The organism is Pseudoalteromonas sp. S2893, assembly GCF_005887105.1.
In the GTDB taxonomy this organism is placed as follows: Bacteria; Pseudomonadota; Gammaproteobacteria; order Enterobacterales; family Alteromonadaceae; genus Pseudoalteromonas; species Pseudoalteromonas atlantica.
This window is the reverse complement of record NZ_PNCY01000027.1, coordinates 1-15227: the sequence shown is the minus strand read 5'-3', so window position 1 is coordinate 15227 and position 15227 is coordinate 1. Positions and strand designations below refer to the sequence as shown.

14 protein-coding genes, 2 tRNA genes and 1 pseudogene are annotated in these 15227 nt (G+C 41.2%); 8 read left to right on the top strand and 9 right to left on the bottom strand.

Annotated features, from left to right (window positions below; genetic code table 11):
- Positions 1-2 precede the first annotated feature (2 nt).
- The 9 genes and pseudogenes from CWC04_RS12840 to hemA form a co-directional block, all read right to left on the bottom strand.
- Positions 3-899 (bottom strand): transcriptional regulator GcvA, encoded by an 897-nt coding sequence (locus CWC04_RS12840; RefSeq protein WP_004588843.1) that lies wholly within the window; start codon positions 897-899, stop codon positions 3-5.
- Positions 900-1027: 128 nt separating this feature from the next.
- Complete coding sequence (gene kdsA, locus CWC04_RS12835; RefSeq protein WP_024034184.1) at positions 1028-1882, bottom strand: 3-deoxy-8-phosphooctulonate synthase; 855 nt, start codon at positions 1880-1882, stop codon at positions 1028-1030.
- A 9-nt stretch (positions 1883-1891) separates the two neighbouring features.
- A complete protein-coding gene (locus CWC04_RS12830) occupies positions 1892-3145 on the bottom strand; it encodes a DUF819 family protein (RefSeq protein ID WP_126007644.1) in 1254 nt (417 codons plus the stop codon).
- A gap of 14 nt (positions 3146-3159) precedes the next feature.
- Positions 3160-3987 carry a tetratricopeptide repeat protein gene (locus CWC04_RS12825; protein ID WP_004588840.1) on the bottom strand — a complete coding sequence of 276 codons (828 nt, stop codon included), beginning with the start codon at positions 3985-3987 and terminating at the stop codon, positions 3160-3162.
- A 283-nt stretch (positions 3988-4270) separates the two neighbouring features.
- A complete protein-coding gene (locus CWC04_RS12820; RefSeq protein ID WP_138685609.1) occupies positions 4271-4645 on the bottom strand; it encodes a SirB2 family protein in 375 nt (124 codons plus the stop codon).
- A gap of 314 nt (positions 4646-4959) precedes the next feature.
- A pseudogene (locus CWC04_RS12815) lies at positions 4960-5901 on the bottom strand (DUF3369 domain-containing protein); the annotation flags it as partial.
- Positions 5902-5958: 57 nt separating this feature from the next.
- Positions 5959-6798, bottom strand: a complete 840-nt coding sequence (gene prmC / locus CWC04_RS12810) for a peptide chain release factor N(5)-glutamine methyltransferase (protein WP_138685608.1) — start codon at positions 6796-6798, stop codon at positions 5959-5961.
- Between the two features lie 2 nt (positions 6799-6800).
- The gene (gene prfA / locus CWC04_RS12805) at positions 6801-7886 is read right to left on the bottom strand and encodes a peptide chain release factor 1 (protein ID WP_138685607.1); all 1086 of its coding nucleotides are present in this window, start codon (positions 7884-7886) and stop codon (positions 6801-6803) included.
- Between the two features lie 7 nt (positions 7887-7893).
- The gene (gene hemA / locus CWC04_RS12800; protein ID WP_004588835.1) at positions 7894-9150 is read right to left on the bottom strand and encodes a glutamyl-tRNA reductase; all 1257 of its coding nucleotides are present in this window, start codon (positions 9148-9150) and stop codon (positions 7894-7896) included.
- Positions 9151-9233: 83 nt separating this feature from the next.
- Between hemA and lolB the strand changes: the two genes are divergently transcribed.
- The 8 genes from lolB (at position 9234) to CWC04_RS12760 (ending at position 15185) form a co-directional block, all read left to right on the top strand.
- Positions 9234-9821, top strand: coding sequence for a lipoprotein insertase outer membrane protein LolB (gene lolB / locus CWC04_RS12795; RefSeq protein ID WP_138685606.1), 588 nt, complete (start codon positions 9234-9236; stop codon positions 9819-9821).
- Positions 9822-9823: 2 nt separating this feature from the next.
- Positions 9824-10681 (top strand): 4-(cytidine 5'-diphospho)-2-C-methyl-D-erythritol kinase, encoded by an 858-nt coding sequence (ispE, locus tag CWC04_RS12790; protein ID WP_004588833.1) that lies wholly within the window; start codon positions 9824-9826, stop codon positions 10679-10681.
- 90 nt (positions 10682-10771) lie between these two features.
- Positions 10772-11719 carry a ribose-phosphate pyrophosphokinase gene (locus CWC04_RS12785; protein ID WP_004588832.1) on the top strand — a complete coding sequence of 316 codons (948 nt, stop codon included), beginning with the start codon at positions 10772-10774 and terminating at the stop codon, positions 11717-11719.
- A 151-nt stretch (positions 11720-11870) separates the two neighbouring features.
- Entirely contained in the window at positions 11871-12485 is a 615-nt protein-coding gene (locus CWC04_RS12780; RefSeq protein WP_004588831.1) for a 50S ribosomal protein L25/general stress protein Ctc, read from the top strand.
- Positions 12486-12503: 18 nt separating this feature from the next.
- Positions 12504-13088: an aminoacyl-tRNA hydrolase gene (pth, locus tag CWC04_RS12775; RefSeq protein ID WP_024033868.1), complete on the top strand. Its 585-nt coding sequence runs from the start codon at positions 12504-12506 to the stop codon at positions 13086-13088.
- A 33-nt stretch (positions 13089-13121) separates the two neighbouring features.
- Positions 13122-14213 carry a redox-regulated ATPase YchF gene (gene ychF / locus CWC04_RS12770; RefSeq protein ID WP_004588829.1) on the top strand — a complete coding sequence of 364 codons (1092 nt, stop codon included), beginning with the start codon at positions 13122-13124 and terminating at the stop codon, positions 14211-14213.
- Positions 14214-14956: 743 nt separating this feature from the next.
- Positions 14957-15033, top strand: a tRNA-Met gene (locus tag CWC04_RS12765).
- A gap of 67 nt (positions 15034-15100) precedes the next feature.
- Positions 15101-15185 (top strand) — tRNA-Leu (locus CWC04_RS12760).
- The last annotated feature ends 42 nt before the right edge of the window (positions 15186-15227 follow it).

The window sequence follows — 15227 nt, the reverse complement described above, 5'->3', positions numbered from 1 at the left end:
TATTAATACTCTTGTTCTTGTTCAACTAAGCTCAGCATCCAATCTTTAAACGAAACTATTTTACCCAGCTCTGTTTGCGACTCTCTAATCACTAAGTAATACGCGTTTTTACTCTCTAGGCTGTGGCTAAATGGGATCACTAAACGGCCCGCGTCAATATCGGGTTTGGCAAGCACACTATTGCCTATTGCTACACCTTGGCCGTGCACCGCGGCTTGGAGCACCATTGATGAGTGGCTAAATATAGGGCCTTGATTCACTTGTACATTACGTACACCCGCCGTTTTCATCCAGGTTTTCCAGTTACGGCGCGTGGTATCGTGTAACAAAGTGTGCTGAGCTAAGTCACTCGGTTGATTAAGCGGTTTATGCCCGCTTAATAACAGTGGGCTACATAACGGCACTAAATACTCGGTGTGCAATTTGTAAGTTTGAACCCCACTCCAGTGCCCTCGGCCGTAGTAAATGGCAATATCTACATCATCGGTTAACGAGTTTTCGTCTTGGTCTTGCGCTTTTATACGCACATCGATTTCGGGGTGGAGTTCGTTAAATAAACTTAATCGAGGTACCAACCACTGAATTGCAAAACTCGGGGTTAAACTTACGGTAAGCGAGCCCTTTGCACCGCGAGCAAGTAGCTTTTCGGTGGCGTCTATCAGCTGGGTAAAAATCTCTTTAATATCTAAAAAGTAGCCTTGGCCTTCTTCGGTCAATAATAACGAGCGATTTTTACGTAAAAACAATTTTAAGCCTAAATGCTCTTCAAGGGTTTTAATTTGATGGCTCACTGCCGCTTGCGTTACATATAGCTCTTCTGCTGCTTTAGTAAAGCTTAAATGGCGTGCCGCGGCTTCAAAAGCTTTAAGTGCGTTTAATGGGGGGACTCGTCTTGACATAGTAACCAAGCTTAGAATTAGTTTTTCTTATGCGTAAGATTATATACAGCATCGTTGTGTGTGTATATTAATGGAATAAAAAAAGCGACCTAAGTCGCTTTTTAACTATTACCTAAATAGGTGTTAAATTATAAATCGCTTGCGCTTGTATCAAGTGGTGCAAAGCTTTTAATTAAATCATCTACCGCTTTCATTTGCGATAAGTACCCTTCAAGCTTGCTAAGTGCCAATGCACACGGGCCATCACACTTTGCTTCATTAGGGTTAGGGTGAGCCTCAATAAATAGGCCCGCAATGCCCAGTGCCATGCCGCTGCGAGCAAGCTCGGCAGCTTGTGCACGGCGTCCATCAGCAGAGTCTGCTCGCCCGCCTGGGCGCTGTAGTGCATGGGTGGCATCAAAAATAACCGGTGCCATGGCTTTCATGTCATCCATACCTAGCATATCAACAACTAAGTTGTTGTAGCCAAAGCTTGAGCCGCGCTCACACAGTGCCACATTATCATTACCTGCTTCATTAAATTTAGTAATGATATGACGCATTTCGTGTGGTGCTAAAAACTGTGGTTTTTTCACATTAATAATGGCACCCGTTTTAGCCATAGCTACCACTAAATCGGTTTGGCGTGCTAAAAATGCAGGTAACTGAATTACATCAACCACTTCAGCAACAGGCGCTGCTTGGTGTGGTTCGTGCACATCAGTTATAAGCGGAATATTAAAGGTATTTTTAATCTCTTCAAATATTTTTAAGCCTTCTTCCATACCTGGGCCGCGGTATGAATTTATTGATGAGCGATTTGCTTTATCAAACGAGGCTTTAAATACATAAGGAATATTTAATTTAGAGGTTACTTCTACATAGTGCTCTGCAATACGCATTGCTAAATCGCGCGACTCTAAAACATTCATACCACCGAATAATACAAATGGTTTGTCGTTTGCCAGCTCAATGTTATTAATATCAATTACTTGGTTGTTCATTTAAATTCCTTAAGGTGCAACTGCTTGCATCATTAATCCACAAATGTAGGCCATATATGTACCTACACCATACCCTAGTACAGCTAATAAAACGCCCACTGGCGCAAGCGAAGGGTGGAACGCAGAAGCCACCACAGGCGCCGACGCAGCGCCGCCAACGTTAGCTTGCGAGCCCACCGCCATATAAAATAACGGGGCTTTTATTACTTTGGCTACAATCAGCATTAAACTTGCGTGTGTTAGCATCCAAATAGCCCCAATTAAAAATAACCCAGGGTTACTAAATATAGCGGTTACGTTCATATGTAAGCCAATTGATGCCACTAAAATATATAAAAAGCTTGAAGCAACTTTTGATGCGCCAAACGCTTCTATTTGCCTTACTTTAGTAAATGATAAACTAATACCAATAGTGGTTGAAATAACAATTAGCCAAAAGAATTTACTGTTTAAGCTGTACTCTTTAGCCCACGCATAATTGTTTGCAAAAAACGGCCCTAAAAAGTCGGCACAAAAATGAGCTAGCCCAGTTATACCAAATGCTATGGCAATAATGGTCATGTAGTCATTGAGTGTCGGCATGCGGGCATGCTCTGCATGGTATTGCTCAACACGGTTTTTTAAATCTTCTATGGCGGTTGTATCAGCCCCTGTTGCGGCATCAATTTTTTTATGGTTTGCGGCCATTAGTAATAAAACAGCCATCCAAATATTCGCCACAATCACATCAACGGTCACCATAACCGAGAATATATCGCCGCCCACTTCAAACATTTCTTTCATTGAGGCTTGGTTTGCGCCGCCGCCAATCCAGCTGCCGGCAACCGTTGTCATACCACGCCAAACAGCATCTGGGCCGTGGCCGCCTACTAAATCAGGGCTAAATACACTAACCACTAAAATAGATAAAGGCCCACCAATCACAATACCCAGCGTGCCCACTAAAAACATAATTAGCGCTTTGGGGCCTAAATTAATAATCGCTTTTAAATCAATACTAATGGTAAGTAAGATTAAACATGCTGGCAGCAAATAGCGCGAAGCAACATAGTAAACATTTGAACTATGTCCATCTACAATGCCAAACGTATTGAGTAAAGAAGGTAAAAAGTAACACAGCAATAATGCTGGTACATATTTATAAAATGCTTTTAGTTTGGGGTTTTCGCTGCTAGAGGTTTTAAAAATGAACCCTAAAATTATAGCAAGCAAACCCAGTACAACAGCATCATTAGTAATTAATGCAGTGTGAGTATCAGCCATATTTGTTCCTATTCTTAATGGTGTGTTTTATTATTATCTTCAAGTTCTTCTAGTTGATGCTGAATAATTTCAATTGCCGGATCGTCCGGGCACTCATCAATAAAAAACTGTAAATCATCGCGTGCCATTTTAGGACAATCTAACTGATTGAGTAAGTAACCTCTGTCGCGTCTCTCGTACGGGTCATCGCCTAATAGCTCCATTAGCAACTCAACACATACCAGCGCGTGGCCAAATTTATTTTCGCTAATAAACGACCATTTTTGCTGCGCTAAAAACAATTTATAAACTTCATCGTTATAAATAAGCTCAAGTGGCTCTTGCTCTTGTCCATTTTCTTCATCCGCATTTTCAGGAATGATGTACCAGCTTTGTTGCCCACTGCTAGGCTCAATAATGTAGCCTTCTTCATCACTTATTGCGACATGCACGCTAATATCTCCCTGATTAATACACACACTGGCATCTAATTGCGCTTGCTCAAGCAAATGGCTCAATAAAATACCTAATGTGGTTATAGAGCCGCTGCGCATAGTGAGTGTATAGCTTAAGCTATTTATTTTATGCTCTGGCACTTTTAGCCCAGAGGCGCTAAATAGCCATTTGCTATAAAAAATATCAAGAAGGGCTTCTAATCTATCATGTGGGTCTTTTTGCTTTGCGCACATAGCAGTGATCTGCTGCTCAAAGTCAGTTAATACAGAAAAAGTTGGTGCTAAATCTATTTGAGGGTCCCATTTCGACTCTGCATTAATACACCGATAAAGTGGCGGTGGAGTAAATTCATCATATGCATCATCTAAATAAGATTCGTCGTGTTCGTCATACCCGAGGGTGGTCATCAATACTACAACATTTATTAAAAAACGAAGGCGTAGTTTACCTAATTTTGCGGATAGTTACCAATACAGCGAAGCTCCCACCCGTAATTATACCCCAGAGGTGTGCTTTATAGTAAAAGGAGTAGGCCAGCCTGGCTGAAAAATGGTGAAGGCTATGAGACGGGCAAAGGTGTATTAACTGTTACTCAAGTTCCTTGGGGGTTTAAGTCCCATACTTATAAGTATCGTGCGTGTTTAAAAAGCATATACACGCACCGACACTTAACTTGCAACAGAGTAGCTATTATAAAAGTAGCGGCGATTTTGCCGTTGCCAAATACCCTATCGCTAAAATCACAACCGTGTTAACTACCACATACATAACTTTTGGCAGCGTATTAGTTTGTTTAGCACTAATAATACCTATCGCAATATAAATCACTACAAGCACTATTTTTTCTAATAACCATAGTTGCTCAAAGGGGTTTATTCTTGCCATGAACACCAATGTTATTGCAGAAATAAGTAATAAAGTGTCAATGCTGTGACTGCCAATAAAAACCAGTTTATTTTTGGCAAGCTTGCCACTGCCCATACGCGAAAAAGAGCGGATGTAAAATAAGATAACGCTTAGCATAGCAATTGCCATGTGTGAGTGTTTTACTGCTAAATAATCCATAAGCCTCAGTACTTTTTGTTTTGTTAAATTTAGTTAAGTGCGTTTAATACCAATCCGCTTAATTAAGTGATCTATTTTGAGGATGGAAAAACGTGTTGATAGCTAGGCAAAAAATTTGCTATTTAGTTGTTCTAAATGAGAATTTTTTAACGCTGATAGCAACACGTTTAGCCCCCTCAAAATGATTAAGTATTATTGCTGCTTGGTATAATACCAAGCCCTACGCACTGCTTTGGCTATTATGCCTCACAAACTAAAAAGCACATAGTCGCAAGGCTATGTGCTTTTTAAATTTATAGTAACGATTAACGTTGTTGTCGTTGCACGTTCTCAAATGCTAGTTGTACATTTTGCGAAAAAATCTCAATTAAATTACGTTGCGTATCGGTTATATTTTTAGGGATCCCCGATATAAATAACATCGAATTGTGATTGTACTCGCTACTACAATAAGCAAATAAGTAGTTATCTTTATAAATTATGCTTTTATCTTTAAGTGCTTGATGACACGCCTCTAGTTGCTCGTTTTGCAGCACCGCATCTAACTCTTTACCCTCGCTTTGCTCAAACTCACCGGTACCAGAGCGTACTATTAGCTTATCGTTACTATTTTCTTGCGTATTTTGCGCCACTAACGTAGTGGCATACACCGCTTGATCAGCAATGCCTAATAACGAGGTAAGTTGCTGCATCACCCCTTCAATAAACTGCTCTATTGAACGTGTGGCAAATATATCGCGCGAGGCAACAATAATTTTTTCAAGCCCTTCGCGAGATTGCTCTATAGAAATAATATCGCGATACGAGCGTAAGCTCGACATAATCACAGTAAAGAGCTTTTGCGCTGTCAGCTCTGTTTTCGATTTATAGTCGTTAATATCGTAATTAATAATAACTTGGCGTTCAGGCGCCTGCCCAGGCTGACCGGTTCTTAAAATAATGCGAATATGATTATTATTAGCTTCTTCGCGAATAAATTTAGCAACCTGTAACCCAGCGTCATCTGTTTCCATTACCACATCTAGCAGTACAATAGCGGCATCTGGGTGCGCATTTATTAATTCTTTTGCTTCAGCGCCCGAGTATGCGCTTAAAAATTCTAAACGTTTGTTCTGAAATTCAAAATCACTCAACGCTAGCTTTGTAACAGCATGAACTTCAGGTTCGTCATCAACGATTAATACTTTCCAAGTGCCAAGCTCTACTTCACTTTCTAACTCATCTGGCTCATCTGAAAATAAAAAATCACCCATCATATTAAAGGTTCCTTAATGCATTTATAGAACACACAATCATGGCTGTTTATTATCAAATTAAGGCCACTGTGCGAGCGTTACACGATCGTTATTTCCCAAGTCTTTTACTGTTTTAATATTTATATACGCCATTTGCTTAAACAAATGCCGAACAGCTTCACCCTGTTCAAAACCATGTTCTATTAAAAGATAGCCACTAGGGAGCAAATAGTCACGTGATTGTGTAATTATTTGTTTTATATCAGCCATTCCTGCCTCATCGGCCACTAACGCAGAAAGAGGTTCAAAGCGCACATCCCCTTCTTTTAAATGTTTATCGTCGTGTTCAATGTACGGGGGGTTGGTCACAATTAAATTAAACTGCTCATTTTTCAGCGCGCTAAACCAGTTACTTTGCTTAACTTGCACATTATTAATGGCTAAACGCTGCTGGTTACGGGTCGCTAAGGCCACCGCATCTGCTACTTTGTCGACTGCTGTAATTTGCCATGTTGGCATTTCACTACCAAGTGCAAGTGCAATAGCGCCGGTGCCAGTGCCTAAATCAAGCACTTTTGCTTGCTCAGGCACGGTAAGTGCTAAAGCTTGCTCAACGAGTGTTTCGGTATCAGGCCTAGGAATAAGCGTCGTGGCATTCACCTCGAGCGCTAAGCTCCAAAATTCGCGCTGGCCAATAATATGCGCTACGGGCTCACCATTTAAACGCCGTTCACAAAATTCATTATATTGGCGCTGTTCGTCGCTGCTAAGTAGGTTATCTGGCCAGGTAAATAAGTAACTGCGGGGTTTTTGAAGAATATGTAATAGCAGTACTTGTGCGTCTAATTTAGCGCTGTCGCTAGTTGGTGCAAGTTTAGTTGCACCAACCGCTATTGCCTGCTCAAGCGTGTGGTTCACAATTACTCATCGCCCATTGCGGCAAGTAAATCAGCCTGATGCTCTTGCATTAATGGATCGATAATTGCGCCTAAATCACCAGTTACCACTTCGTTTAAGCGATAAAGCGTTAAATTAATACGGTGATCGGTAATACGTCCTTGCGGGTAGTTGTAAGTACGAATACGCTCAGAGCGATCGCCACTGCCCACTAGGTTACGGCGCTCAGAGGCCTCAGCCGCATGACGTTTTTCATCTTCGGCTTGCTGTAAACGCGCGGCAAGTACCGACATCGCTTTAGCACGGTTTTTATGTTGTGAACGCTCATCCTGACACTCAACCACAACACCCGTTGGAATATGAGTAATACGAATTGCCGAGTCGGTTTTATTTACGTGCTGACCACCGGCGCCAGAGGCTCTAAAGGTATCTACTTTTATATCGGCGGTGTTTATTTCAATGGCTTCAGCTTCAGGAATTTCGGCCATTACTGCAACCGTACACGCAGAGGTATGTACACGCCCTTGCGACTCAGTCTCTGGTACACGTTGTACACGGTGAGCACCCGATTCAAACTTAAGCTTACCGTACACACCTTCACCGCTAATGTTTGCTATAACTTCTTTGTAGCCGCCGTGTTCACCTTCGTTGGTGCTCACCACTTCAACTTTCCATTTTTGTGTTTCGGCGTAACGGCTGTACATTCTAAATAAATCGCCTGCAAAAATAGCCGCTTCGTCACCACCGGTACCCGCACGTACTTCTAAAAATACATTGTTGTTATCTTTAGGATCTTTAGGAAGCATAAGCACTTGTAGCTCATCTTCTAATGATAAAATTTGCGCTTTAGCTTCTTTATATTCTTCTTGCGCCATTTCACGCATATCTGGGTCTGAATCTTTTAGCATTTCTTCAGCAGTCGCTCCATCGTCTTGCGCTTGTTGGTATGCTAAAAATGTTTTTACAATTTCTTCAAGCTCAGAGTATTCTTTTGAAAGAGCACGAAAGCGGTTTTGATCACTAATGACCGACGGATCGCTCAGTAGCGCTTGTACTTCTTCGTAGCGCTCTACTAAGGTTTCTAATTTACGATATACAGACTCTTTCATTTAACTGTTATTCCTGATCAATACCTAACATTTTTTTCAACTGAGTTAGTTGTGCCACTTCACCTTTTTTAGCCGCATCTTGAATTGCACGGGTAGGCGCGTGCATTAAGCGGTTGGTTAATTTATTGGCCAACTCTAATATAATTTTTTCTGCGTCTTTACCTGTATTTAGCTGACTAACCGCCCGCTCAACAAGTTCTGACTTAATGGTTTGTACGTCGTTTCGGTAGTGGCGAATTAAATCAACCGAATCGAGAGAGCGAACCCACATTTCAAATTCTTTTACGCGCTCGCTTATTATTAATTGTGCTTGTTCTGCCGCCTGTTCACGCGCGGCCATATTCTCGCTTACAATGGCTTGTAAGTCATCAACGGAATATAAATAGGCTGCGTCAAGCTCGCCTACTTGGCTTTCTATATCACGCGGTACGGCAATATCAATAAACAGCATAGGTTTATGGCGGCGCTGTTTTAATGCTTGCTCCACCACCCCTTTACCTATTATTGGTAACGTACTGGCGGTTGAGCTAATAACAATATCGGCTTTGTGTAAACGCTCAGGTAGTTGTGCCAGCGCAATCACATCGGCCGACACTTCCTGCGCTAAACCGCGTGCACGCTCAATGGTTCTATTGGCAACCGTAATTTGTTGCGGCTCATTTTGATATAAATGTTTAGCTACAAGCTCTATTGTTTCGCCGGCACCAATTAATAACACATTGGTTTTATCAAGCTTGCCATAAATATGTTTTGCTAAATTAACCGCAGCAAACGCCACCGACACAGCACTGGCACCAATATCGGTGTCGGTACGGACCTGCTTAGCTACCGAAAAGGTTTTTTGAAACAACCTGTCAAACTTAACGCCTACGGCATCGTGTGTTTTGGCGCTATGATAAGCTTGCTTAATTTGCCCTAAAATTTGCGGCTCGCCCAATACCAACGAATCTAAGCCGCACGCAACACGCATTAAATGATTAATGGCTGCATCACCTTGGTGGCAATATATATTTTTGCTCAGTTCGTGTTCATCCAAACCATGGAAACTGGCAAGCCAGGCTAGCAGTGCTTGGGAATTTGACTGCTCAAGGCTACAATAGATTTCGGTACGGTTACAGGTAGATACAATAACGGCTTCGTTAAAGTCGGCATGACCGCTTAATTGCTGGAGCGCCTCAGACATTTGCTCAGGCGAAAAAGCCACTTTTTCACGTAATTCTACGGATGCGGTTTTGTGATTTATACCAAGTGCTATGATGGTCATATTTGCCAAATATTGCTGCGCCCTACTTTAAAGGCGGCAATTTTACCAAAAATCAGCGGAATATGGAAAGTAAGGAACAACATTTGATTAGACATTATTTAATTTTATTCACTCTTTTTTTGTTTTTAGCGGGCTGCGCCCACCAAATTGATACAAAAACAATGCTTTACGATGATTGGAAACCACACTTAGCAGCGCAAAAAACCTGGCAAGCACAAGGTAAATTAGCGTTTATAAGCCCTGATGAGCGCCAATCTGCAAACTTAAATTGGCAACAAGACGAAAAACAAAACAACTTAGTGCTCACTACGTTTATTGGTACTCGTATATTGTCGCTTAAACAAACCCGCACAGGTGCGGTACTTGATTACGACGATAAAACATACACAGATACTAACGCCGCGTTATTATTAAAACGCTTAACCGGTTTTGACCTTCCAGTTGATAACGCTGATAACTGGTTAAAAGGCACGTTAATGTCGCAAACATTAAAAGTAGACGAACTTGGCCGTGCACAACAACTTATTTGGTACGATAACAGCAATAAAAAGTGGCAAATAACGTATTCAAACTATAAACAGCAAGGTGGCTTTTGGGTTCCTGGCAATGTCACGCTAAAACATCAGCAAATTAAAATCAAAATTCAACTCTACAATTGGCAATTTAATTAAGTATGAATACTAAAACAGCTTTTTCGGTCATTGCACCGGCAAAACTTAACTTATTTTTACACATCAATGCGCGCCGTGATGACGGTTATCACGAACTAGAAACCTTATTTACCTTTTTAAATTTTGGCGACACACTCGACTTTTCAGTTAACGAAGCCCCTACTATTTTAATAACAGGTGATACGAAAGGCATAGCAGATTGCGATAATCTCATCTATAAAGCCGCGTTATTGCTTAAAAATCACTGTGGCATTTCATCAGGTGTAAAAATAAATCTCACTAAACGTTTACCTATGGGTGGTGGCGTGGGAGGCGGTTCATCCGATGCAGCCACCACGTTACTTGCACTTAATAAAATGTGGAATACACAACTAAATATTGATGAATTAGCAAACTTAGGCTTGCAATTAGGCGCCGACGTGCCGGTATTTATTCGTGGTAAAAGCGCCATAGCACACGGTATTGGCGAACAATTGGTTGACGTAGAGCTTGAACAAAAATGGTATTGCGTTGTGCACCCTAATCAGCATGTCAGTACCGCTAAAATATTCACTCACCCAGATTTAAAACGCGATACACCAAAAATTTCAGGTGATTGGCGAACCCATAAATTAACCAACGATTGTGAGCCTTTAGTTAAAAAGCTCTGCCCCGAGGTTGAAAAAACCCTGCAGTGGTTGCTAAAATACGCCCCGTCGAAGATGACCGGAACAGGTTCATGTTGTTTTGTCGAATTTGCTAGCCAAGTTCAAGCACAAGATGTACTTGATAACCTCCCCCATACTTGGCAGGGTTTTGTTGCTTCTAGCGCAAATGTCTCACCTGCTCATACGGAGCTTGCCGCCATATTCGATCAATGAAGTAACGTACAAGTAATCATAAGTTAACGCGTAGTGGGTTTTACCTATTTACCCGTTAGTCCAAAAATTCAGTGCCTGAGGAACCCTACCGTGCCTGACATGAAGCTCTTCGCTGGTAACGCAACACCTGAGTTAGCTCAAAAAGTTGCAAAACGTTTGTATATTGAATTAGGCGATGCTGTTGTTGGCCGTTTTAGCGACGGTGAGATCAGTGTTCAAATAAATGAAAATGTTCGTGGCTCGGATGTTTTTATCTTGCAATCAACCTGTGCCCCTACTAACGATAACCTAATGGAACTTATCGTTATGGTTGATGCTCTACGTCGTGCATCAGCAGGTCGTATTACTGCCGTCATTCCTTATTTTGGTTATGCACGTCAAGACCGTCGAGTACGTTCTGCGCGCGTTCCAATTACCGCTAAAGTTGTTGCCGATTTCTTATCAAGTGTAGGTGTTGACCGCGTTCTTACGGTTGATTTACACGCTGAGCAAATACAAGGTTTCTTTGACGTACCAGTAGATAACGTATTTGGTAGCCCTGTATTACTTGAAGATATGGAAGAGCGTGAGTTTGAAGACGTTGTTGTAGTATCACCAGATATTGGTGGTGTAGTACGTGCCCGTGCTATTGCAAAACTACTTCACGACACAGACCTTGCTATTATTGATAAACGTCGCCCTCAAGCTAACGTTTCTCAAGTAATGCATATTATTGGTGATGTTGAAGGCCGCGACTGTATTATCGTAGATGATATGATTGATACCGGTGGTACTTTATGTAAAGCCGCAGAAGCACTTAAAGAACACGGTGCTAAACGCGTATTTGCCTATGCAACGCACCCTATTTTATCTGGCAAAGCTGCAGAGAACATTCGTAACTCAGTAATTGATGAAGTAATTGTAACTGACTCAATTCCGTTATCTGATGAATTAAAAGCGCTTGATAAAGTAAAAGTACTGACTCTTGCTGACATGTTAGCCGAAACAATTCGTCGCATCAGCAATGAAGAATCTATTTCAGCGATGTTTGAACACTAAAATCACACATTCGTTGGAACATATAAGCGCCTTTTGGCGCTTTTTTTGTATGTGTTGTTTATTTTATCGGGGGGCGGTGTTATGATAGCGCGCCTTTTGGGTAGGGACCTTGGTCGCAAAGGCCCTAACACTTTTAATTATTGGAGACATTATGTCTAACGAAACTTATACTTACAACGCTGAACTTCGCGTAGAAACTGGTACTGGTGCGAGCCGCCGCCTACGTCGCGAAGACAAAGTACCTGCTATCCTTTACGGTGCAGATAAAGAAGCGGTATCGCTTACTCTTGCTCATAAAGACATGATCAAAGCACAAGAAAGCGAAGGTTTTTACACGCACATTCTTACGCTAAATGTTGGCGGCGAGTCTGTTGAAGCTATCTTAAAAGATATTCAACGTCACCCATTCAAGCCAAAAATCACTCACCTTGATTTCCAACGTGTAGATGCAACTCACAAATTAGTAACTAAAGTTCCTCTTCACTTCATCGGTGAAGAAGCAGTTACTAAAGCTGGCGCAACTGTTGTTCACCAGTTAACTGAAGTTGAGATTTCTTGTCTTCCTAAAGCACTTCCAGAATTCGTTGAAGTTAACGTTTCTAATTTAGTAGTTGGTGATTCAGTTCACATTTCTGACCTTGAACTTCCTTCAGGTGTTCAGTCTGTTGAACTAGGTAAAGGCGAAGGCCACGACCTGTCAGTAGTTACAATCAAAGCTAACAAAGCAGCTCCTACTGAAGAAGAAGCTTCAGACGCTGCTGAATAATATTTAAGGTCTTGCACCTTGAATTCTATTCAAATGCTTGTGGGCCTGGCTAATCCAGGCCCCGAATACGCAAACACACGCCACAATGCAGGTGCTTGGTTCATTGAAGAACTCGCAGCACGCTACAACTGCACGCTCAAACACGATCCTAAATATCACGGCCTAACTGGCAAAGTGATCATCCAAGGCCAAGAATTCAAATTATTGATCCCCACCACCTACATGAACTTAAGTGGTAAAGCGGTCGGTAGTTTAGCCAATTTTTTCAAAATCCCCGTGGAAAACATACTTGTTGCCCATGACGAAATGGATTTAGACCCAGGCGTTGCCAAACTTAAAAAAGGTGGCGGTCATGGCGGTCATAATGGCTTAAAAGACATTATTGCAAAAATGGCAAACCAAAAAGATTTTATGCGTTTACGCATAGGTATCGGTCATCCAGGGCATCGTGAAATGGTTACCGGTTGGGTGCTTGGAAAAGCAGCCAAAGAAGACCAAGAAAAAATGGATGCAGCGGTTGATGAAGCAGTTCGTTGTATGGAAATACTTGCAAAAGATGGTGTGTTAAAAGCACAAAACAGACTACATTCTTTTAAACCATAATCGTTTAAACGAATCTTAACAAGGTATCTTACTATGGGTTTTAAATGTGGCATCGTTGGCTTGCCTAATGTTGGTAAATCAACGCTTTTTAATGCACTAACTAAAGCGGGTATTGAAGCCGCTAACTTTCCTTTTTGTACCATCGAACCTAACACAGGTGTAGTACCGGTACCCGATCCTCGCTTAGACGAGCTAGCAAAAATTGTAAATCCTCAACGTATTCTACCTACTAGTATGGAATTTGTTGATATTGCTGGTTTAGTAAAAGGCGCATCAAAAGGTGAAGGTTTAGGAAACCAATTTTTAGCAAACATTCGTGAAACGGATGCAATTGGCCATGTAGTTCGCTGTTTTGAAGACGAAAACGTAATTCACGTTGCAGGTACTATTGACCCTGCTGACGATATTGACGTTATCAATACCGAATTAGTACTTGCCGATATGGACAGCGCTGATAAAGCAATTTTCCGTAACGCTAAAAAAGCGAAAGGCGGCGATAAAGACGCTAAAGAGCAAAATGCAGTACTTGAAAAAGTAAAAGTACACTTAGACGAAGGGTTAACACTTCGCTCTTTAGAGCTTACTAAAGAAGAAAAAGCAGCAATTAGCTCAATTAACTTCTTAACTATTAAGCCTACTATGTACATTGCTAACGTAGCTGAAGATGGCTTTGAAAATAACCCACACCTTGACCGTGTACGTGCTATTGCAGAGTCTGAAGATGCTGTAGTAATTCCGGTGTGTGCTGCAATCGAATCTGAGCTTTCTGAACTAGATGAAGAAGACAAGCTTGAATTTATGGCAGACCTAGGTTTAGAAGAACCAGGCCTAAACCGTGTTATTCGCGGGGGTTACGAGCTATTACATTTACAAACCTACTTCACTGCAGGTGTAAAAGAAGTACGCGCGTGGACTATTCCAGTAGGTGCAACTGCGCCGCAAGCGGCTGGTAAAATTCACACCGACTTTGAACGTGGCTTTATTCGCGCACAAACCATTGCTTATGACGACTACATTGCCTTTAATGGCGAAGGTGGCGCTAAAGAAGCCGGTAAAATGCGTCAAGAAGGTAAAGAGTACATTGTTAAAGATGGCGATGTAATGAACTTCTTGTTCAACGTATAATTACGCCTAAACAATCTGTTTATAAAAGCCCGCTTAATGCGGGTTTTTTTATGCCTTTACCCAAATAATTTTTATCCAAAAGACAAATGGCCTTAATTACTTTTGGCTTTTTATAGCAATTAGCATAATTAAGCGATCTATTTTGAAGATAGAAAAACCTGTTGATAGCTAGGAAAATTCGCTATTTAGTTGTTCTAAAATAATTTATTAACACAGATAGCGACACGTTTAGTCCCTAAAAATGATATAAGTCTTATTACGGATTGGTATTATACTAACGAGCTAAGTTAAATACTTTATTTAACGTAAGAAATACGCATCAGTAGTAAGCAAATTGCCCTACCAACTCCCCCCGCGCGGTGATTAATACGTATTTTTAACGCAACTAGTGCAAGTTATGCCTACTTAAAATGACTGAATAGCCTGGTTGTTAAGTATCATAACTTCATTCAATAGCTAAAATACCCAATAAACTCGGCTTTAATACAACTTGATCGCAAAGCGACTGCTGAAATACTCAGCAGTTTTTATATTAACGGTTTTAAGTTGTTATTACTTAGTGTACTTTGACAGTTGATTTACAGTTAAAAAAACAGCAAATTTATTAAAATTTAGCCTCTTAGCTTAATTTTCCTGCAAACAAACCCTGTTAAGTGTTTTTTTGCAAAAAAGGTGTTGACGGATTTGGGTCATATCAGCATAATACGCCCCGCACTCAGCGATGAAGTGATAACAAAAGAGATGGCTAAGTAGCTCAGCTGGTTAGAGCACATCACTCATAATGATGGGGTCACAGGTTCAAATCCCGTCTTAGCCACCATTTTTCTTTTGTTGCTCAATGAAGAGTTTAAAATAACTACCTTCCTTTGATTATTCAAAGTGAAAATGCGGGAGTGGCGGAATTGGTAGACGCGCTGGATTTAGGTTCCAGTATCTTAGGATGTGAGAGTTCAAGTCTCTCCTTCCGCACCATGTTCTCATATCTCAAGATCAAACGTCAGACTACCAGTCCAC